Origin of the sequence: Streptomyces sp. NPDC093586 (assembly GCF_044764905.1) — a bacterium.
Taxonomy (GTDB): Bacteria; Actinomycetota; Actinomycetes; order Streptomycetales; family Streptomycetaceae; genus Streptomyces.
On sequence record NZ_JBIWJA010000003.1, the window covers coordinates 124,065 to 142,316 of the forward strand.

The following is an 18,252-nucleotide window of genomic DNA, read 5'->3' on the forward strand; positions in this document are numbered from 1 at the left end:
ATGCCTCCCGTCTTCGCCCACGGCCGCCTCCGCCTGTACCTCCTGAAGCTGCTCGATGAGGCCCCCCGCCACGGCTACGAGGTGATCCGGCTCCTCGAGGAGCGTTTCCAGGGCCTCTACGCGCCGTCGGCGGGCACGGTGTACCCGCGCCTGGCCAAGCTGGAGGCCGAGGGCCTGGTCACCCACACCACCGAAGGCGGCCGCAAGGTGTACACCATCACCGACGCGGGCCGCGCCGAGCTGGCCGACCGCAGCGGCGAGCTGGCCGACCTGGAGGTGGAGATCCGCGACTCGGTCGCCGAGCTCGCGGCCGAGATCCGGGCCGATGTGCGCGGCGCGGCCGGTGATCTGCGCCGCGAGATGCGGGCGGCGGCCGGCGAGGCCCGCCGCGGCACCGGCACGAACCTCGGTGACGGTGCGGACGTCGGGGACAAGGAGGCGTGGCGCGCCGCCAAGGAGGAGATGCGCCGGGCCAAGCAGGAGTGGAAGGAGCAGGCCCGCCGCGCCAAGGACGAGAGCCGCCGCGCCCGCGACGAGGCCCAGCGGGCCCGCCGCCAGGCCCAGGAGGCGCAGGAGCGGGCCCGCGCCCAGGTGCAGGAGGAGGTGCAGCGCATCACCCGGCGGGTCCAGGAGCAGATGCAGACCCACTTCTCACGGGGCGACTGGCCGACGGGACTGCGCGAGGGCCTGGGCGAACTGGCCAAGGAGGTCGGCGAGTTCGGAAAGGACTTCGGCAAGGACCTCGGCAGGGACTGGGGTTTCGGCCGCACCGACACCGGCACGTCCGCCTCCCGGCCGGACCACTCCCGCACTCCCGGGGACTTCCCGGCGGCATACGTGCCGACGTGGACCCACGAGGACACCGCGGAGTCCACCGGAGACCCGGCCCGCGACCTGGACCGGCTGCTGGACCGCTTCCGGGACGACATCCGCGACACGGCCCGCGACCACGGCGTCACGGCCGACCAGGTCCGCGAGGCCCGCCGCGAGCTGTCGACCGCGGCGGCCCGCATCGGGGCGCTCCTGCGGACCCCGAAGGCCTGAACAGGACGGATACGAGAGGGGCCCGCATCGTCAGGACGCGGGCGCATCCCGGCGCGGCCACGGTGACGGGAGCGAACGTCCCGGCGACACGCCGCCTGCGTGTCGCCCTGCCGGGACATGCGCTCCCGTCGGCGGCTCGGGGAGGTGCCTGGCAGCCGCCGGGTGACCCGCCCACGGCATCCGGGTCAGGCGCAGGCCTCTCCCCCGCCGCCGAGCACCCTGGTCACCGACTCGTGGGTCACCCCGTGGTCGGCGAGCACCTCGGCGGGCACACCGGGACGGACGGTCAGGGCGAGGAGAAGATGCTCGTCCCCGATGTGCCCATCACGCCGGGCGACGGCGATGCGCAGGGCCTTTTCCAGCACCTCCTTGGCGTCCCGGCCGAAGCTGCGCTGCCCGGACCACCACCGCTTGTCCTTCCGGTCGCCGGACATCGCGCCGACGCCATGGGCCTCCTCCACCCGGGCGACGATCTCCGAGACGTCGATCCCGAGCCCGGCGAGCGCCTCGGTCTCGGCCTGCGACAAGCCGGCCCGCCGCCGTGCCTCCTCCAGGGCCCGGCGTACCGGCTCCCGGTCCTCGCCCGCCCCGAGTGCCGTCAGCGCGAACGAGGCGCGGCTGCCCTCCCGGTCCAGCAGGGCGAGCAGCAGGTGCTCGGCGCCGACGGTCTGCGCCCGCGCCCGTTCGGCGTGCTCGACGGCCCCTTGGACCACGGCCCGGGCGTCTTTCGTGAACCGCTCGAACATCAATGCCTCCCGTACTTCTTGTGCACGGCCTGCCTGCTGACCCCGAGTTCCGTGGCGATCTCCTGCCACGACCAGCCCTGGTTGCGCGCGCTGCGCACCTGCACCGCCTCCAGCTGCTCCAGCAGCCTGCGCAGTGCGGCGACGGCCCGCAGCCCGACCCGAGGATCGCGGTCACCCGCACGTGCGGCGAGATCCGTAGCTTCACTCATGATGTCAACATAGGTTGACAGCCTCGGCGTGTCAACCTTCTTTGACACATTCTCCCGTGCGGGAACGTGAACGGCGGGCCCGGAGAACCGGACCCGCCGCACACGGTCCGGCAAGGGATCAGGACGCGCTGAGCACGATCTTGCCGAACAGCCCGCCGGACGCCATCCGCTCGAAGCCCTCCCGGGCCCGGTCCAGCGGGAGCACCTCGTCGATGACCGGGCGGACGCCGGTGGCGGCGCAGAAGGACAGGAGATCCTCCAGTTCGTCCTTGGTGCCCATCGTGGAACCGACGACCTTGAGCTCCAGGAAGAAGATCCGGGTCAGCTCGGCGTGGGAGGGCCGGTCGCCGCTGGTGGCGCCGGAGATGACGAGCGTGCCTCCGGGCCGCAGCGACTTCACCGAGTGGGACCAGGTCGCGGCACCCACGGTCTCGATGACGGCGTCGACCCGCTGCGGCAGCCGCGCGCCGGGCTCGACGGCCTCCACCGCGCCCAGCTCCAGGGCCCGCTTCCGTTTGGCCTCGTCCCGGCTGGTGGCGAAGACCCGCAGCCCCGCGGCCTTGCCGAGCACGATCGCGGCCGTGGCGACCCCGCCGCCGGCGCCCTGCACCAGCACGGAGTCACCGGGACGCACCCCGGCGTTGGTGAACAGCATCCGGTAGGCCGTCAGCCAGGCGGTCGGAAGGCAGGCGGCCTCCTCGAAGGAGAGCTCCTTCGGCTTCGGCAGGATGTTCCAGGCCGGCACGGCGACCTGCTCGGCGAACGTCCCCGGGTAGCGCTCGGTGAGGATGGAGCGGGGCTCCTCGGGGCCGACCCCGTGGCCGGTCTGGCCGATCACGGAGTGCAGGACGACCTCGTTGCCGTCGGCGTCGACACCGGCGGCGTCGCAGCCGAGGATCATCGGCAGCCGGTCCTCCGGGAGGCCGACACCTCGCAGGGACCACAGGTCGTGGTGATTGAGGGAGGCGGCCCGGACATCGACGACACTCCAGCCGGGACGGGCCTCGGGGGCCGGACGCTCCCCCAACTCCAGACCGTTCAGCGGCTGGTCGGGGTCGATTCGGGCGGCGTAGACAGCGAACATGGCCCTGACGATAGGGTCCGTCCCCGCCATCCGAAACCGTACGCCCCTGTGACACACACCCTCTTGCCACAACGTCACCACCCTGCGAGCAGCCCCTCCCGGCAGCTGCGGGCAGTCGCGCCGCCCCCGGAGGGGGTACCCCGAGGGGCGGTACGGGTGGGTGCCGGGGCTCCCCCTCCGGGGGGAGGCACACCGCAACGCCGGGCCACACGCCCGCCCCGATCGCCGAGCCGACCCCACCGACCCGGCCCCGGCCCGGTCCGCCCACCCCCTGCAGCAAACGGCCCCGTCCGTCCAGGACGAGGCCGTTCACCGCACACGCGTCACACCGTCACCGGCGCGCAACCCCCTCCGCCCGGGCCGCCGCCGCCACCGCCGCCGTGACGGCCGGCGCGACGCGCTCGTCGAACGGGGACGGGATGACGTAGTCCGGCGCGAGGTCGTCCCCCACGACGGAGGCCAGCGCCTCGGCCGCCGCGAGCTTCATGCCCTCGGTGATCCGCGACGCCCGCACCTGCAGCGCGCCCGCGAAGATGCCCGGGAACGCCAGCACGTTGTTGATCTGGTTCGGGAAGTCCGACCGTCCCGTCGCCACGACCGCCGCGTACTTGTGCGCGACCTCCGGGTGCACCTCGGGGTTCGGGTTGGCCATGGCGAACACGAACGCGCCCTCGGCCATCGAGGCCACCGCCGGCTCCGGGACCGTACCGCCGGAGACGCCGATGAAGACGTCGGCGCCCGCCAGGGCCGCCTCCAGCGAGCCGGACAGCCCGGCCTTGTTGGTGAAGGAGGCCAGCTCCTGCTTCACGGGCGTCAGGTCGTCCCGGTCCGCCGAGACGACACCCTTGCGGTCGGCGACCGCGACGTCCCCGATGCCGGCCTCGACCAGCATCTTGGCGATGGCGACACCGGCCGCGCCCGCACCGGAGATCACCGCCCGCAGCTCACCCAGCGTCCGCCCGCTCAGCCGCGCCGCGTTCCGCAGCGCCGCCAGCGTCACGACCGCCGTACCGTGCTGGTCGTCGTGGAAGATCGGGATGTCCAGCCGCTCCTGGAGCTTGCGCTCGATCTCGAAGCACCGCGGCGCCGAGATGTCCTCCAGGTTGACTCCGCCGAACGAGGGCGCGAGGCGCACCACCGTCTCGACGATCTCGTCGGCGTCCGTGCAGTCCAGCGCGATCGGGACCGCGTCCACGCCGCCGAACTGCTTGAAAAGGATCGCCTTCCCTTCCATCACCGGAAGAGAGGCCTCGGGCCCGATGTCCCCGAGTCCCAGCACCGCCGTACCGTCCGTCACGACCGCCACGACCGACGACTTCCACGTGTAGTCGTGCACGAGGTCGGGCTGCTCGGCGATCGCGCTGCACACTTTCGCGACGCCGGGCGTGTACGCCAGGGACAGGTCGTCCTTGTCGCGGATCGGCACGGTGGCCTGCACGGCCATCTTGCCGCCGCGGTGCAGCGCGAACGCCGGGTCGAAGGAGTCGAGGGGCTCCGCCCCGGTCTCCTGGTCCGCACTGACGTCGCTGTCGCTGCGAGGATTGACGATCTCCGCTGCCACTTTGTCTTACCCCTTAGGTGTTCATGGTTTGAGGGTTTGTCCACTCCTGGTGAGGGGTGGGCGGGCACCGCCCAGGGACATGGCACGTTGATGCGCATGGGCCCCTGCGCGACGGGCGCGCCGCACACGCGCCCTGAGCCCCTGATGAGGGGTGTAAAGAACCTTCTTACCCGACGGACGCCTCCCGCGACGAGTCCGATAAGGGCAAGCTCACATGTCGGACGCCGCACGTCGCATGTCGGTGACATGACTCATAGCCGGGTATCCGGTCAACTTCCCGGTGCCTCTTGACAGCCCCGGAGAGCAGCGCCTCGACGGGGGCGCACAGCCGCGAACCGTGCCCGCACAGCGATAAATGCCGAAGAACTTCCGGCTGGAAGGACTGTTTCCCGCAAAGGTTCGGTCGTGATGTACCGGCCTGGTGCAGTTCGGGGGGACACCCGTTATCCGATTTTGACATGACGACTCCCCTGGACGGCCGAGTCCGAATGGCAAGATGCCGTCATCGCACGAGGTCGCGGCATTCGAAGGCGTGTGCTCTCGTCGACCCACGGCGTCTGCCGGTCCCCCGGCCGGCGTCCCGTCCCATCGGCAACTCCATCATCCGCCGGAGGAACCACCATGACCGCAAGCTCCACCCGTCGTACGACCGCCGCGCAGTCCCGGCCAGCAGCGGTCGGTGCGATCGCGGTCGCAGGCGCTCTGCTGCTCGCCGGATGCGGCGACCAGACCGACAAAAGCGACTCCGGCAGCGGCAACCGGTCCGCCGTGAGCGCCCCGCTGGCCGACAGGCTGCCCCAGTCGGTCCGCGACAAGGGCGTCATCAAGGTCGGTTCCGACATCGCCTACGCTCCGGTCGAGTTCAAGGACGACTCCGGCAGGACGGCCGGAATCGACCCCGACCTGGCGGCCGCCATGGGCAAGCAGCTCGGCGTGACGTTCGAGTTCGAGAACGGCACCTTCGACACCCTGATCACCGGTCTGCGCTCCAAGCGCTACGACATCGCCATGTCCGCGATGACCGACACCAAGGACCGCCAGGAGGGGATCGACCCCGACACCGGCAAGAAGGTCGGCCAGGGCGTCGACTTCGTCGACTACTTCACCGCCGGTGTCTCGATCTACACCAAGAAGGGCGACGACCGGGGCGTCAAGACCTGGACCGACCTGTGCGGCAAGAAGCTCGTGGTGCAGCGGGGCACCGTCTCGGAGGACCTCGCCAAGTCCGAGAACGCGAAGTGCCCGGCCGGCAAGAAGATCTCCATGGAGGCCTTCGACAACGACCAGCAGGCCCAGACCCGCCTGCGCGCGGGCGGCGCCGACGCCGGCTCCTCCGACTTCCCGGTCGCGGCGTACGCGGTGAAGACCTCCGGCGGCGGCAACGACTTCCAGCTCGTCGGCGAGCAGGTCGAGGCCGCGCCGTACGGCATCGCGGTCGCCAAGGACAACACCCAGCTGCGCGACGCCCTGAAGGCGGCGCTGGACGCGGTCATCGCCAACGGCGAGTACAAGAAGATCATGGACAAGTGGGGCGTGGCGGAAGGCGCCGTCGCTCAGGCCACCATCAACGGCGGCAAGTGAGCGTGCGCCGGGCTCTGAAAGGCAACTTCCGTGACTGTTGACATCGACAAGACGGCGGGCGGCCCGGCCGGTACCCCGCCGGCCGGGCCGGAGGCCATCAAGGCCATCCCGGTCCGGCACTACGGACGCTACGTCTCCGCGGTGGTGGCGATCGCGCTGCTGGCCGCGGTCGTCTACGCGTTCTCCCAGGGCAAGATCAACTGGGGCGCGATCCCGGACTACTTCTTCGACGACCGCATCCTGTCCGGCATGGGCAAGACACTGCTGCTGACGGTGCTGGCCATGCTGATCGGCATCGTCGGCGGCATCCTGCTCGCCGTGATGCGGCTGTCGAAGAACCCGGTGACCTCGTCCATCGCGTGGTTCTACATCTGGTTCTTCCGCGGCACCCCGGTCCTGGTGCAGCTGATCGTCTGGTTCAACCTGGGCCTGGTCTTCGAGTACATCAACCTGGGCCCGGTCTACCGCGACGAGTGGTCGGACTTCATGACGCCGTTCCTGACGGCGCTGCTCGGTCTCGGCCTCAACGAGGCCGCGTACATGGCGGAGATCTGCCGCGCCGGTCTGCTCGCGGTCGACGAGGGCCAGACCGAGGCGGCGCACGCGCTCGGCATGAGCCAGTCCAAGACGCTGCGCCGGATCGTCATCCCGCAGGCGATGCGCGTGATCGTGCCGCCGACGGGCAACGAGGTCATCAACATGCTGAAGACGACCTCGCTGGTGTCGGTCGTGCAGTATCCCGAGCTGCTCCGCGCCGCCCAGGACATCGGCCAGACCTCCGGCGCCCCGGCCGAGATGCTGTTCCTGGCCGCGGCCTGGTACCTGCTGCTGACCTCCGTCTTCAGCGTCGGCCAGTACTACCTGGAGCGTCACTACGCCCGCGGCTCCAGCCGCAGCCTGCCGGCGACCCCGTGGCAGAAGGTCAGGGCGAACCTGCTGTCCCTGTCGAACCGGCCCAAGGCTGGAGGTGCCGCATGACCGCCATGGTGAAGGCCGAGGGCGTCCACAAGTCCTTCGGTCCCGTCGAGGTCCTCAAGGGCATCGACCTGGAGGTGAAGTCGGGCGAGGTGTTCTGCCTCATCGGCCCCTCCGGCTCCGGCAAGTCCACCTTCCTCAGGTGTATCAACCACCTCGAGAAGATCAACGCCGGGCGTCTGTACGTCGACGGCGAGCTGGTCGGCTACCGCCAGAAGGGCGACAAGCTCTACGAGCTCAAGGACAGCGAGGTCGCCCTCAAGCGCCGGGACATCGGCATGGTCTTCCAGCGCTTCAACCTGTTCCCGCACATGACGGCCGTGGAGAACGTCATGGAGGCGCCGGTCCAGGTCAAGGGGGCGAACAGGGGCCACGCACGGGAGCGCGCGATGCAGCTCCTGGAGCGCGTGGGCCTGGGCGACAAGGCCGGCAACTACCCCTCGCAGCTCTCCGGCGGCCAGCAGCAGCGGGTCGCGATCGCGCGGGCGCTGGCGATGGACCCGAAGCTGATGCTGTTCGACGAGCCGACCTCGGCCCTCGACCCGGAGCTGGTCGGTGACGTCCTCGACGTCATGCGCGACCTGGCCGAGTCCGGCATGACGATGATCGTGGTCACCCACGAGATGGGCTTCGCCCGCGAGGTGGGCGACAGCCTGGTCTTCATGGACGGCGGCGTGGTGGTCGAGTCGGGCAACCCGCGCGACGTGCTGACCGACCCGCAGCACGAGCGGACCAAGTCGTTCCTGTCCAAGGTCCTCTGAGTCCTGTCCGAGGTCCGCTGAGCACGCGCGCACGGCGAGGGGCGGTACGGAGATCCGTACCGCCCCTCGCCGTGCGGTCCTACTTCAGCGCCAGCAGCAGCGTGTCCGACGGGGAGCACCACACCGGCCGCACCTCGCCGAAGCCCTTCTCACGCAGCACGCGCGCGTGCCACGCGGCCGAGGGCGTATCGCCGTCGGCGTGCTCGCCGTAGATCTCGAAGCGCCGGGCCGTGGGCTCGGCGAGGACGGGGTCCTTCGCGGCGAGCTGCCACCATTCGGCCCAGTCGAGGGCGCCGTCCCGCTTCGCTTCCTCCATGCGGGCGTGCCGCAGCGCGCGCTCGGCCGCGTTGATCCGGGGCGTGGTCTCGTCGATCATGTGGTCCGCGTTCATGAAGACTCCGCCGTCGCGGACCAGCTCCGCGACCCGACCGTAGAGGGCTGCGAGGGGTTCGGCGTGGAACCAGTGCAGGGCCGTCGCGGTCAGGACGGCGTCGTAGGAGTCGTACGGCAGTTTCGCCGGCCAGTCGGGGTCCTTGAGGTCGGCGGTGACGAAGGAGGCCCGGTCGTCACCGGCGAAGGTGCCCTCGGCGATGGCGAGGAGCGCGGGATCGAGGTCCACGCCGGTGCTGACGGCGTCCGGGAACCGGGCGAGCAGCCGGGCGGTGATGGTGCCGGTGCCGCAGGCGAGGTCGAGCACGCGCGGTGCGGGGCCGGTCAGGGCCTCGACCATGTCGAGCATGATCCGGAACCGTTCCTCGCGGTCCGGCATGTACCACTCCTGCTGCCGGTCCCAGCTCGCCTGCCAGGCGTTCCAGTCGGTACCGGTCGTGGTGGTCTCCGCGTCCGTCATCGAGCCCCTCCGTCACGTCGACGTACGTAATACCCTGGAAGCACGATCAGCTGTTACCTGACCGCAGGCACGACCATAGAGCCCCTCCGTAAGGACTACAAGTGGAACTGGCCTATTACTCGGATTACGCCGTACGTCTCGTCAACACCGAGGAGCCGACGCGGGGGCAGGACTCCCTGACCTCGGTCGAGGCCGTCCGTGAACTCTTCGGCGCCAACCAGTCGGCGGCCCGCCGGGCCACGGACTCGGACGTGACCCGGTTCCGCTCGGTCCGGGGACGGCTGCGCGCGGTCTTCGAGGCGGCCGACGAGGGCGACGAGACGCTCGCCGTGGACCTCCTCAACTCCCTGCTCCTGGAGTTCCCGGTGAGCCCGCAGATCTCCGGCCACGACCACCGCGACGATGACGGCCGCCCCCTGTGGCACATGCACCTGGCGGACCACCCGTCCAACGCGACCGCCGGTTTCGCCGCCATCGCCGCGATGGGCCTGGCCTTCCACCTCACCGAGTACGGCGTGGACCGCCTGGGCCTGTGCGAGGCGTCCCCCTGCCGCAACGCCTACCTGGACACCTCCACCAACCGCTCCCGGCGCTACTGCTCCGACCGCTGCGCCACCCGCGCCAACGTGGCGGCCTACCGCGCCCGCAAGCGCCTGGAGGCGGACCGGTCGGACAGCACCGGCCTGAGCGCCGAGACGGCCCAGCGGGCCACGGCGAGCGGCGAGCGCTGACCGGGCCGCCGCGGCCGGTAGCGGAACCTCACCCTGCCCAGTACGAGGTCCTCGGGAACCGCCCCGTAGTCGGTGCTGTCGCCGCCGGCGAAGGGATTGTCCCCGAGCACCCACCAGCCGGCCCCGCGCCGCTCCACCGCCCGCTTGACGACCAGCAGGTCCTGCTGGAAGGGATGCCGCAGCACGACCACGTCACCGGGCCCGACCCTGGCCCCCCAGTGCACGAGGAGCACGTCCCCGTGGTGCAGCGTGGGCATCATCGACGGCCCGGTCACCTCGGCCGGCCCGAACGGCAGCGGCCCTCTCGCCCGCTCGGTCCCCTGCGACAGCTCCGGCATCACCCGGCACCTCCCCGGTCTTTCCTCCACCAGTCTCAGTCTCACCCCGGACTTTTGTCCTAAGCCCACGGGGGCACTCGCGAAAACGCGCCTCCCAGGGAGTAATGTCCCCCCTGAGAAGACGATCACGAGGAAGGAACGCTCCATGCTTTCCCGCCTGTTTGCCCCCAAGGTCACGGTCAGCGCCCACTGCGACCTGCCCTGCGGCGTGTACGACCCGGCCCAGGCCCGCATCGAGGCGGAGTCGGTCAAGGCCGTCCAGGAGAAGATGGCCGGCAACGACGACCCGCACTTCCAGGCGCGTGCCACGGTCATCAAGGAGCAGCGCGCCGAGCTCGCGAAGCACCACGTCTCCGTGCTGTGGAGCGACTACTTCAAGGCCCCGCACTTCGAGAAGTACCCGGAGCTGCACCAGCTGGTCAACGACACCCTGAAGGCCCTGTCGGCCGCCAAGGCGTCGACCGACCCGGCCACCGGCCAGAAGGCGCTGGACTACATCGCCCAGATCGACAAGATCTTCTGGGAGACCAAGAAGGCCTGACGTCCAGGCAGTCTCTCCGCACGCCGGCGATCGGTGCACCATCGCAGGCCGACGGACAGCCCGAAGGGGCCCGGCCGCACGAGCGGCCGGGCCCCTTCGGCGTGCGGCTCAGCGCTTCCTGCTGTACATCCGCGCCGTGGCGCCGTTGCCGAACACCCGTACCGGCTCCGCCGTGAACTCGAAGACCCCGAAGCCGGAGCGGAACATCGGCATGCCGGTACCCAGCACGGCGGGGTACGTCTTGACGACCAGCTCGTCGGCGACGACGGACCCACCGCGCAGGTAGACGCCGAGGCCGCCGTCCTCTCCCTTCAGCGCGCGGACCCTGCCGACCAGGTCCGTCGAGATGATCGAGGTCGGCCGCCTGCTCCGTGCGGTACCTCTGCGGGGTGGTGGACCCTGCGCACCGTGAGGTGGTGCGGGGCCCGCCGGACCGGAGCCCTCGGTGGTGCGGTCCGGCGATCAGGTGCCGAACGGCCCTGTGCGTGCTCCGGGGTCTCGCGCGGCCGTGGCCGTCAGGTGCTGCGCCGGGTCACGAACTCGGCCAGCGCGAGCAGGCCCCCCGCCGCCTCCGGCTCGGGCACCGCGCGGGCGAGCTCCTGCATGGCCCGCGCCATCCGGTCGGCCGCCTGGGCCTGCGCCCAGTCCCGGCCGCCCGCCCGCTCCACGGCCAGCGCCGTGCGTTCCAGGTCCTCCTCGTCCTCCGCGTACGGTGCCGCGTACAGCTCGGCGAGGGCGGCGGCCTCCGGGGTGCCGGCGGCGAGGGCGGCGACCACGGGCAGCGACTTCTTGCGGGCGGCCAGGTCCGCGCCGACCGGTTTCCCGGTGCGGCCCGGGTCGCCCCATATGCCGATGATGTCGTCGATGAGCTGGAAGGCCAGGCCGGCCTCGCGGCCGAAGGCGTCCAGCGCCCGGACGTCCTCGTCGGACGCGCCGGCGTACAGCGCGCCGAGTGCGCAGGCGCATCCCAGCAGCGCGCCGGTCTTCGCCTCGGCCATCGCGAGTGTCTCGGCGAGGGTGACCTCGTCGGGACGGCGCCGTTCCATGGCGGTGTCCGCCTGCTGCCCCTCGCACAGCTCGATGACGCAGTCCGCCAGCCGGGCGGCCGCCGTGGCGGACGCCGGGTGCGGGTCCGTCGCGAGCAGCCGCAGGGCCAGCGCCTGCAGAGCGTCCCCCGCGAGGATCGCGTCGGCGTCGCCGAACACGGTCCAGGCGGTCGGCCGGTGACGGCGGGTGACGTCCCGGTCCATCACGTCGTCGTGCAGCAGCGTGAAGTTGTGGACCAGCTCCACCGCCGCCGCCGCCCGCACCGCCGCCGCCCGGGCCCCCTCCCCGCCGAGCGCGGCGGCCGACGTGAGCACGAGGGCGGGACGGATCGCCTTGCCCGCGTTCCCCGAGGCGGGTGTGCCGTCCGCGTGCTGCCAGCCGAAGTGGTAGAGCGCGACCCGGCGCATGACGGTGGGGAGCGACGCGAGGGCGGACCGCAGTTCGGGATCGACCGAGGCCCGCGACCGGCGCAGGAGCTCCACCGCCTCGTGCCCGTCGGACATTCCGTCGGACACCGCGGCCTCGCGTCCGCCGGCCACCACAGGCCCGGGCCCGACGGGCGCCGCCCCCGGCTCCTGGCCGCGCTGCCCGCCGATGGACCCGTGCCGTTCCAGGATCCCTGTGGGGCGAGGCACCTCGGCGGCACCCTGCGCTGTCTCCGTCATCGGCTCAGCTCCCCCATGCGTCCACCTCCGTACCCCGGGGATGTACCCGCCCGTGCGGGCGGGAACACGGCGTTCGGGAGACAGCCGTCACCGCCAGCGGCCGATCTCGACGTTCTCCAGGACGCCGAGCGCATCGGGCACGAGGACCGCGGCCGAGTAGTAGGCCGTGACCAGGTACTTGATGATGGCCTGTTCGTTGATGCCCATGAACCGCACCGACAGGCTCGGCTCGATCTCGTCCGGGATGCCGGTGGCCCGCAGACCGATGACCCCCTGGTCCGCCTCGCCGGTGCGCATCGCGATGATCGAGGTCGTGCGGGCCTCGGTGACCGGGATCTTGTTGCAGGGGTAGATGGGCACACCGCGCCAGGTGGGGATGCGGTTGCCGGCGATGTCGATCGTCTCGGGGACCAGCCCGCGCTTGTTGAGCTCACGCCCGATGGCGGCGATCGCCCGCGGGTGGGCGAGGAGCAGCTTGGTGCCACGCCGGCGGCTGAGCAGTTCGTCCAGGTCGTCCGGGCCGGGCACGCCGTCGTGGGGCTGGAGCCGCTGGTCGTACTCGCAGTTGTGCAGCAGCCCGAACTCGCGGTTGTTGATGAGCTCGTGCTCCTGGCGTTCCTTCAACGCCTCCACCGTCAGCCGGATCTGCTGCTCCGTCTGGTTCATCGGCTGGTTGTAGAGGTCGGCCACGCGCGAGTGGATGCGCAGCACGGTCTGGACGACGCTCAGTTCGTACTCGCGGGGCCGGGCCTCGTAGTCGACGAAGGTGTGCGGGATGTCCGGCTCGCCGCGGTGGCCGGCGGCGAGGTCGATGGCCTTCTCACCGTGCTTGTTGGTGCGCTGCCGGGGGATCGAGCGCTGCCGCTGGATGTGCTCGCGCAGGGAGTCCGCGCGCTCCGCGACCCGCTCCACCTCCTGGCGGGGCAGTACGAGCACCGTGCAGGCGGTCACCGTGCGGGCGGTGTACTCCCAGATGGCGTCCCCGTCGAGCAGTGCCTGGTCGCCGAAGTAGGCGCCGTCGGCGAGGACTCCGAGGACCGCGTCGTCGCCGTACGGACCGGTGCCGACCTTCTCGACCTTGCCGTGCGCCAGCAGGTAGACCTCGTCGGCCTGGGCGCCGAACGAGGCGATCACCTCTCCCGGGCCGAACTCCCGTTGCTCGCAGCGCTGGGCGAGCTCCGACAGGACCTCCTCGTCCTCGTACGACCTCAGGGCCGGCAGCTCGCCCAGCTCCGCGGGGATGACCTCGACGCGGTCGCCCGTCTTCACGAACGTCACCCGGCCGTCGCCGACGGCGAAGGTCAGACGCCGGTTCACCCGGTACGTGCCGCCCTGGATGTCCACCCAGGGAAGCGTGCGCAGCAGCCAGCGCGAGCTGATCTCCTGCATCTGGGGTACGGACTTGGTCGTGGTGGCCAGGTTCCGCGCGGCCGCCGTGCCGAGGCTCTGCTGCGGCCTGGTCTGCTCGGTGCGGACCTCTTCGCCTACCGACATAAGGAATTGCCCTCCCGGTCATGCCGGACGCCTGCGCCCGACATCGATGTGCGTGGTCCAGCCTTCCTCACGGAGCGTGCCGGTGCTATTACACGAAAGAGCGGGAATGGATCACTGCCGGCCTGGGCAGGAAGACGGGCTCGCCCGTCCGTGCGGGGCCGTACCCCGCCGGCCCGGGATTGTCCGGATCGGCTCGCACACGGTCCGAACGAGTCGTAGGGGCGGCCCCGTTTCGGTACAAGCACCGTACGAGGCGGTCGCGCCCGGCGGTCGTCGCGCAGTGCGAAGGAGTCGGCCATGGCCTCACCCATGTCCGCGGGCAGTTTCCTCAAGGCCCTGAAGGCGGAGGGTCTCACCGTCGTCGAGGTCGGCGACTGGCGGCACCACAACCGCAACCACAAGGGTCCGTGGGGCCCCGTCCACGGCGTGATGATCCACCACACGGTCACCAAGGGCAGCGCGCGGACCGTCGAGATCTGCCGCAAGGGCTACGAGGGTCTGCCGGGACCGCTGTGCCACGGGGTCGTCACCAAGGACGGCAGGGTCCACCTGGTCGGCTACGGCCGGGCCAACCACGCCGGGCTCGGCGACGACGACGTCCTGCGCGCGGTGATCGCGGAGAAGGCGCTGCCCCGGGACAACGAGGCGAACACCGACGGGAACCGGCACTTCTACGGCTTCGAGTGCGAGAACCTGGGCGACGGCGAGGACCCCTGGCCGGAGGTGCAGCTGGAGGCGATCGAGCGGGTCGCGGCCGCGGTCTGCCGTCATCACGGGTGGACGGAACGTTCCGTCATCGGCCACCTGGAGTGGCAGCCGGGGAAGGTGGACCCGAGGGGGTTCACGATGGCCGCGCTGCGGGCGCGGATCCGGGACCGGCTGAAGTGACCGGTCACGCCGCGCCCGAAGCCGCGTGACAATGGCAGGGTGACCAGCGCCGATCCGTCCGACCTCGCCGTCCTGCGCCCCCGGCTGCCCTCGCCGTTGCAGGAGGCCGTGGACGAGCGGTTCGAGCGGCGCGGGGTGCGGCTGCTGCTGAAGCGCGACGATCTGATCCATCCGGACCTGGTCGGCAACAAGTGGCGCAAACTCGCGCCGAATCTCGCCACGGCGCGCGGCCGTACCGTCGTCACCTTCGGCGGCGCGTACTCCAACCACCTGCGTGCCACGGCCGCAGCGGGCAGGCTGCTCGGGCTGTCCACGGTCGGTGTGGTGCGCGGCCACGAGCTGGCCGGCCGGCCGCTCAACCCCTCCCTGGCCCGGTGCGTGGCCGACGGCATGCGGCTGCACTTCGCCGACCGCTCGGTGTACCGCCGCAAGGCCGAGCCCGGGACCCTGGCGGCCCTGCTGCGGGCGGCCGGGGCCGAGGACGCGGTCGTCGTCCCCGAGGGCGGCAGCAACGCCGCGGCCGTCCGCGGCTGCCGGGCGCTCGGCGAGGAACTGGCCGGGCACGCCGATGTCGTCGCGCTCGCCTGCGGCACCGGCGGCACGCTCGCCGGGCTGGCCGCCGGACTCCCCCGGGGCCGGCGGGCGCTCGGGATACCCGTGCTCAAGGGCGGCTTCCTGGCCGACGAGGTGCGCGGGCTCCAGCAGCGGGCGTTCGGCGGGCCCCGCGGCACCTGGAGCCTCGACGAGCGCTTCCACTGCGGCGGTTACGCCCGCGTCACGCCCGAGCTGGACTCGTTCGCCGAGGACTTCGAACGGCGTCACGGCCTTCCCGTCGAGCGCGTCTACGTCGCCAAGATGCTGTACGGCCTGCTCGCCCTGACCGAGGAGGGCGCCTTCCCCCGGGGGACGACCCTCGCCGCGGTCGTCACCGGCCGCCCCTTCCCCTGACAGGCGCCCGAACCGGCATCCGCGAGACCCAGCCACCGAGCCACCGGACCACCGGGCCACCGGGCCAGGCCCGTCGTTCTCGGTCCCTCCCGGCCAGCATCCTCTCGTCGCCTGCGCCAGGCGCGCCCCGGCGCCGTCGCTCCGTCCGGTGCGGGCGGCGGGCGCGCTCCGGTGTCGGGGGGACGCGGACCGGCCGCCCTACGCCGCCTCCCGGTACGCCGCCGCCTCCTCCAGGTCCAGGCGGCGCAGCAGCGTCCGCAGCATCTCGTCGTCGATGTACCGGCCGTCCCGCAGCCGGACGAACACCTCGCGCTCGGCGCTGATCATCTCGCGGGACAGCCGCCGGTAGGTGTCGTCGACGGTCTCGCCGGTGACGGGGTTGGCCTGGCCGAGGCGTTCCCAGACGGCGTTGCGACGGCGTTCCATGACCGTGCGCAGGCGGTCGGCCAGAGGCGCGGGCAGGGCGTTTCGCTCGTCGGCGAGCAGGTCGTCCAGACGCTGTTCGGCGACCCGGGAGGCCTGTGCCTGGGCATTGGCCTCCGCGAGCGTCTCGGCCTGCACGTCGTGCGGCGGGAACTTCAGCAGACGGATCAGGGGCGGCAGGGACACGCCCTGCACGACCAGGGTGCCGATGACCGTGGTGAAGGTCAGGAACAGGATGAGGTTGCGCTCGGGGAAGGGTGCGCCGCCGTGCACGGTGAGCGGGATGGAGAAGGCGATGGCCAGCGAGACCACGCCCCGCATCCCGGCCCAGCCGATCACGAACGGCCCCTTCCACCCGAAGTCCTCCTCGCGCGCGCGGACGCGCTTCGACAGCACCCGCGGCAGGTAGGTCGCGGGGTAGACCCACACGAACCGGGCCGCGGCGACGACCAGGAAGACGGCGATCGCGTACCAGGCGGCGTCGGCACCCTCGTACGCGCCGAGGCCCTTGAGGACGACGGGCAGCTGCAGACCGATCAGGGCGAACACGGCGGACTCCAGGACGAAGGCGACCATCTTCCACACCGCCTCCTCCTGGAGCCGGGTGGCGAAATCGACCTCCCACGCGCGGTGGCCGAGATAGAGCGCGACGACCACCACCGCCAGCACTCCGGAGGCGTGCACCTGCTCGGCGACCGCGTACGCGACGAACGGGATCAGCAGGGAGAGCGTGTTCTGCGGCAGCGCCTCCCTCACGTGCGTGCGCAGCCAGTGGATGGGCACCATCAGCACCAGTCCGACGCCGACGCCGCCGACCGCGGCGATCAGGAACTCGCCGATCCCGCCGGCCCAGGTGGCGCCCTCGCCGACCGCCGCCGCGAGGGCCACCTTGTAGGCGGTGATCGCGGTGGCGTCGTTCACCAGGGACTCGCCCTGGAGGATCGTGGTGATCCGGGACGGCAGCCCCACCCGGCGCGCGACCGCCGTGGCCGCGACGGCGTCCGGCGGGGCCACCACCGCGCCGAGCACCAGCGCGGCGGTCAGCGGCAGGCCCGGCACGATCAGGTAGGCGGCGCAGCCGACGACGAACGTCGCGAAGAGCACGTACCCCACGGACAGCAGCGCCACCGGCCGCAGCTGGGCCCGCAGATCGAGGTAGGAGCTGTCGGTGGCCGCCGTGTACAGGAGCGGGGGCAGCAGCAGGGGCAGGACGATGTGCGGGTCCAGGGTGTAATCGGGCACGCCGGGCACATAGCTGACCGCCAGACCGGCCGCGACCAGCAGCAGCGGCGCCGGCACCGGGGTGCGCCGGCCCGCCGCGGCGATCGCGGCGCTGCCCGCCACCAGCAACAGCAGCGGCATCACGTCCATGGTTCTCGCCCACCCTTTTCTCCGCGCGGTCATCCGCACGCCCGTCGTAACCTGGCAATCATGAAACAGTGCACGCACGCCGACGCGCTGCCGCACCCGGAGCCGAAGCCGCTGGGCGACACCTGTCCGGAATGTCTGGCCGAAGGGACGGACCCGGTGCAGTTGAGGCTGTGTCTCACCTGCGGTCACGTCGGCTGCTGCGACTCCTCGCCGAGGCAGCACGCGACGGCGCACCACAAGGAGACCGGCCACCCCGTGATGCGGACCTTCGAGCCCGGGGAGAACTGGCGTTGGTGCTTCGTCGACCACGTGCTCGTGTGACCCCGGTACGACTGCGCCGGGGGACGGTTCGACCGTCCGGCGCCTGGGTACGTCAACCCGGCGCGCGCTCTTCCGATTTGAGCCCGCCGAACCCCTAGCCACTGTGCGTGTTCATGTGTTTACTATGAGTGACAGCGCGAGGTCGGGGTCTCGGGGACAGGAAAGTTCGGAGCGCGATAACGTCACCGCTGAACCACGTGTCGCGTTACCCGGGGGGCGACCCTCGGCTCTGTAACGCTTGTACCACCTTGGAGGTGAGGGTGTCCCAGATCGCAGGCGAGCCCGCGACCCAGGACTTCGTGGAAGTCCGGCTGCCGGCCGCGGGTGCCTACCTGTCGGTGCTGCGTACGGCGACGGCCGGCCTCGCAGCCCGTTTGGACTTCACCCTCGACGAGATCGAGGACCTGCGCATCGCGGTGGACGAGGCCTGCGCGATCCTGCTGCAGCAGGCCGTGCCCGGCTCGGTGCTCAGTTGCGTCTTCCGCCTCGTCGACGACTCACTCGAAGTCACTGTCTCGGCACCGACCACGGACGGTCACGCCCCTTCACGGGACACCTTCGCCTGGACCGTCCTGTCCGCTCTCGCGGGCAAGGTCTCCTCCGCCGTGGACGAGGACAAAACCGTTTCGATCAGCCTCTACAAACAGCGCGGCGCGGGACCCGGGCCGACGTGA

Annotated in this window: 19 protein-coding genes and 1 pseudogene; 10 read left to right on the top strand and 10 right to left on the bottom strand. The window is 71.4% G+C overall.

Going from position 1 to position 18,252, the window contains the following annotated elements:
- Window positions 1-1,044 carry a helix-turn-helix transcriptional regulator gene (locus ACIRFH_RS04560; RefSeq protein ID WP_403517071.1) on the top strand — a complete coding sequence of 348 codons (1,044 nt, stop codon included), beginning with the start codon at window positions 1-3 and terminating at the stop codon, window positions 1,042-1,044.
- 185 nt (window positions 1,045-1,229) lie between these two features.
- On the opposite strand, the gene ACIRFH_RS04565 is transcribed toward ACIRFH_RS04560, so the two are convergent.
- From ACIRFH_RS04565 to ACIRFH_RS04580, 4 genes are all read right to left on the bottom strand, one after another.
- Window positions 1,230-1,790 carry a Clp protease N-terminal domain-containing protein gene (locus ACIRFH_RS04565; RefSeq protein WP_403517072.1) on the bottom strand — a complete coding sequence of 187 codons (561 nt, stop codon included), beginning with the start codon at window positions 1,788-1,790 and terminating at the stop codon, window positions 1,230-1,232.
- The gene (locus ACIRFH_RS04570; protein WP_055417899.1) at window positions 1,790-1,999 is read right to left on the bottom strand and encodes a helix-turn-helix domain-containing protein; all 210 of its coding nucleotides are present in this window, start codon (window positions 1,997-1,999) and stop codon (window positions 1,790-1,792) included. The genes ACIRFH_RS04565 and ACIRFH_RS04570 overlap by 1 nt, the downstream gene beginning before the upstream one ends.
- Window positions 2,000-2,117: 118 nt before the next feature.
- A complete protein-coding gene (locus tag ACIRFH_RS04575; protein ID WP_403517073.1) occupies window positions 2,118-3,083 on the bottom strand; it encodes a zinc-binding dehydrogenase in 966 nt (321 codons plus the stop codon).
- A 331-nt stretch (window positions 3,084-3,414) separates the two neighbouring features.
- Window positions 3,415-4,644, bottom strand: a complete 1,230-nt coding sequence (locus ACIRFH_RS04580) for an NADP-dependent malic enzyme (protein ID WP_403517074.1) — start codon at window positions 4,642-4,644, stop codon at window positions 3,415-3,417.
- Between the two features lie 621 nt (window positions 4,645-5,265).
- Between ACIRFH_RS04580 and ACIRFH_RS04585 the strand changes: the two genes are divergently transcribed.
- The 3 genes from ACIRFH_RS04585 to ACIRFH_RS04595 are packed head-to-tail and all read left to right on the top strand — an operon-like array spanning window position 5,266 to window position 7,961.
- Window positions 5,266-6,225, top strand: coding sequence for an ABC transporter substrate-binding protein (locus ACIRFH_RS04585; RefSeq protein WP_403517075.1), 960 nt, complete (start codon window positions 5,266-5,268; stop codon window positions 6,223-6,225).
- Between the two features lie 30 nt (window positions 6,226-6,255).
- Entirely contained in the window at window positions 6,256-7,203 is a 948-nt protein-coding gene (locus tag ACIRFH_RS04590; protein ID WP_403517076.1) for an amino acid ABC transporter permease, read from the top strand.
- The gene (locus tag ACIRFH_RS04595; RefSeq protein ID WP_403517077.1) at window positions 7,200-7,961 is read left to right on the top strand and encodes an amino acid ABC transporter ATP-binding protein; all 762 of its coding nucleotides are present in this window, start codon (window positions 7,200-7,202) and stop codon (window positions 7,959-7,961) included. Before ACIRFH_RS04590 ends, ACIRFH_RS04595 begins: the two co-directional genes overlap by 4 nt.
- 79 nt (window positions 7,962-8,040) lie before the next feature.
- Here ACIRFH_RS04595 and ACIRFH_RS04600 read toward each other — a convergent pair whose 3' ends face one another.
- Window positions 8,041-8,811 carry a class I SAM-dependent methyltransferase gene (locus ACIRFH_RS04600; protein ID WP_403517078.1) on the bottom strand — a complete coding sequence of 257 codons (771 nt, stop codon included), beginning with the start codon at window positions 8,809-8,811 and terminating at the stop codon, window positions 8,041-8,043.
- 101 nt (window positions 8,812-8,912) lie between these two features.
- On the opposite strand from ACIRFH_RS04600, the gene ACIRFH_RS04605 reads away from it, so the two are divergent.
- A complete protein-coding gene (locus tag ACIRFH_RS04605) occupies window positions 8,913-9,542 on the top strand; it encodes a CGNR zinc finger domain-containing protein (RefSeq protein WP_403517079.1) in 630 nt (209 codons plus the stop codon).
- On the opposite strand, the gene sodX is transcribed toward ACIRFH_RS04605, so the two are convergent.
- Window positions 9,446-9,880: a nickel-type superoxide dismutase maturation protease gene (gene sodX / locus ACIRFH_RS04610; protein WP_403517080.1), complete on the bottom strand. Its 435-nt coding sequence runs from the start codon at window positions 9,878-9,880 to the stop codon at window positions 9,446-9,448. The two genes, ACIRFH_RS04605 and sodX, sit on opposite strands and share 97 nt — an antisense overlap.
- A gap of 145 nt (window positions 9,881-10,025) precedes the next feature.
- On the opposite strand from sodX, the gene sodN reads away from it, so the two are divergent.
- Complete coding sequence (sodN, locus tag ACIRFH_RS04615; protein ID WP_356550353.1) at window positions 10,026-10,421, top strand: superoxide dismutase, Ni; 396 nt, start codon at window positions 10,026-10,028, stop codon at window positions 10,419-10,421.
- Between the two features lie 108 nt (window positions 10,422-10,529).
- Here the strand turns inward: sodN and ACIRFH_RS04620 are convergent.
- The 3 genes and pseudogenes from ACIRFH_RS04620 to ACIRFH_RS04630 form a co-directional block, all read right to left on the bottom strand.
- Window positions 10,530-10,772 (bottom strand): annotated as a pseudogene (locus ACIRFH_RS04620) (dihydrofolate reductase); the annotation flags it as partial.
- A 164-nt stretch (window positions 10,773-10,936) separates the two neighbouring features.
- Window positions 10,937-12,133, bottom strand: coding sequence for a family 2 encapsulin nanocompartment cargo protein polyprenyl transferase (locus ACIRFH_RS04625; RefSeq protein WP_403517081.1), 1,197 nt, complete (start codon window positions 12,131-12,133; stop codon window positions 10,937-10,939).
- An 87-nt stretch (window positions 12,134-12,220) separates the two neighbouring features.
- Complete coding sequence (locus tag ACIRFH_RS04630; protein ID WP_403517082.1) at window positions 12,221-13,627, bottom strand: family 2B encapsulin nanocompartment shell protein; 1,407 nt, start codon at window positions 13,625-13,627, stop codon at window positions 12,221-12,223.
- A 297-nt stretch (window positions 13,628-13,924) separates the two neighbouring features.
- Here ACIRFH_RS04630 and ACIRFH_RS04635 point away from each other — a divergent pair, with 297 nt between their 5' ends.
- Window positions 13,925-14,515, top strand: coding sequence for an N-acetylmuramoyl-L-alanine amidase (locus ACIRFH_RS04635; RefSeq protein WP_403517083.1), 591 nt, complete (start codon window positions 13,925-13,927; stop codon window positions 14,513-14,515).
- A 39-nt stretch (window positions 14,516-14,554) separates the two neighbouring features.
- The gene (locus tag ACIRFH_RS04640) at window positions 14,555-15,463 is read left to right on the top strand and encodes a 1-aminocyclopropane-1-carboxylate deaminase/D-cysteine desulfhydrase (protein WP_403517084.1); all 909 of its coding nucleotides are present in this window, start codon (window positions 14,555-14,557) and stop codon (window positions 15,461-15,463) included.
- Window positions 15,464-15,661: 198 nt separating this feature from the next.
- Here ACIRFH_RS04640 and ACIRFH_RS04645 read toward each other — a convergent pair whose 3' ends face one another.
- The gene (locus tag ACIRFH_RS04645; RefSeq protein ID WP_403517085.1) at window positions 15,662-17,257 is read right to left on the bottom strand and encodes a Na+/H+ antiporter; all 1,596 of its coding nucleotides are present in this window, start codon (window positions 17,255-17,257) and stop codon (window positions 15,662-15,664) included.
- Between the two features lie 60 nt (window positions 17,258-17,317).
- Between ACIRFH_RS04645 and ACIRFH_RS04650 the strand changes: the two genes are divergently transcribed.
- Complete coding sequence (locus ACIRFH_RS04650) at window positions 17,318-17,578, top strand: UBP-type zinc finger domain-containing protein (RefSeq protein ID WP_403517086.1); 261 nt, start codon at window positions 17,318-17,320, stop codon at window positions 17,576-17,578.
- A 260-nt stretch (window positions 17,579-17,838) separates the two neighbouring features.
- The gene (locus ACIRFH_RS04655) at window positions 17,839-18,252 is read left to right on the top strand and encodes an anti-sigma regulatory factor (RefSeq protein WP_003973726.1); all 414 of its coding nucleotides are present in this window, start codon (window positions 17,839-17,841) and stop codon (window positions 18,250-18,252) included.

Bases quoted from the DNA above. Each gene is read 5' to 3' on its own strand.
- ACIRFH_RS04560 (WP_403517071.1), top strand. From the start codon at position 1: ATGCCTCCCGTCTTCGCCCACGGCCGCCTCCGCCTGTACCTCCTGAAG.
- ACIRFH_RS04565 (WP_403517072.1), bottom strand. From the start codon at position 1,790: ATGTTCGAGCGGTTCACGAAAGACGCCCGGGCCGTGGTCCAAGGGGCC.
- ACIRFH_RS04570 (WP_055417899.1), bottom strand. From the start codon at position 1,999: ATGAGTGAAGCTACGGATCTCGCCGCACGTGCGGGTGACCGCGATCCT.
- ACIRFH_RS04575 (WP_403517073.1), bottom strand. From the start codon at position 3,083: ATGTTCGCTGTCTACGCCGCCCGAATCGACCCCGACCAGCCGCTGAAC.
- ACIRFH_RS04585 (WP_403517075.1), top strand. From the start codon at position 5,266: ATGACCGCAAGCTCCACCCGTCGTACGACCGCCGCGCAGTCCCGGCCA.
- ACIRFH_RS04595 (WP_403517077.1), top strand. From the start codon at position 7,200: ATGACCGCCATGGTGAAGGCCGAGGGCGTCCACAAGTCCTTCGGTCCC.
- ACIRFH_RS04600 (WP_403517078.1), bottom strand. From the start codon at position 8,811: ATGACGGACGCGGAGACCACCACGACCGGTACCGACTGGAACGCCTGG.
- sodX (WP_403517080.1), bottom strand. From the start codon at position 9,880: ATGCCGGAGCTGTCGCAGGGGACCGAGCGGGCGAGAGGGCCGCTGCCG.
- sodN (WP_356550353.1), top strand. From the start codon at position 10,026: ATGCTTTCCCGCCTGTTTGCCCCCAAGGTCACGGTCAGCGCCCACTGC.
- ACIRFH_RS04625 (WP_403517081.1), bottom strand. From the start codon at position 12,133: ATGACGGAGACAGCGCAGGGTGCCGCCGAGGTGCCTCGCCCCACAGGG.
- ACIRFH_RS04630 (WP_403517082.1), bottom strand. From the start codon at position 13,627: ATGTCGGTAGGCGAAGAGGTCCGCACCGAGCAGACCAGGCCGCAGCAG.
- ACIRFH_RS04635 (WP_403517083.1), top strand. From the start codon at position 13,925: ATGGCCTCACCCATGTCCGCGGGCAGTTTCCTCAAGGCCCTGAAGGCG.
- ACIRFH_RS04645 (WP_403517085.1), bottom strand. From the start codon at position 17,257: ATGGACGTGATGCCGCTGCTGTTGCTGGTGGCGGGCAGCGCCGCGATC.
- ACIRFH_RS04650 (WP_403517086.1), top strand. From the start codon at position 17,318: ATGAAACAGTGCACGCACGCCGACGCGCTGCCGCACCCGGAGCCGAAG.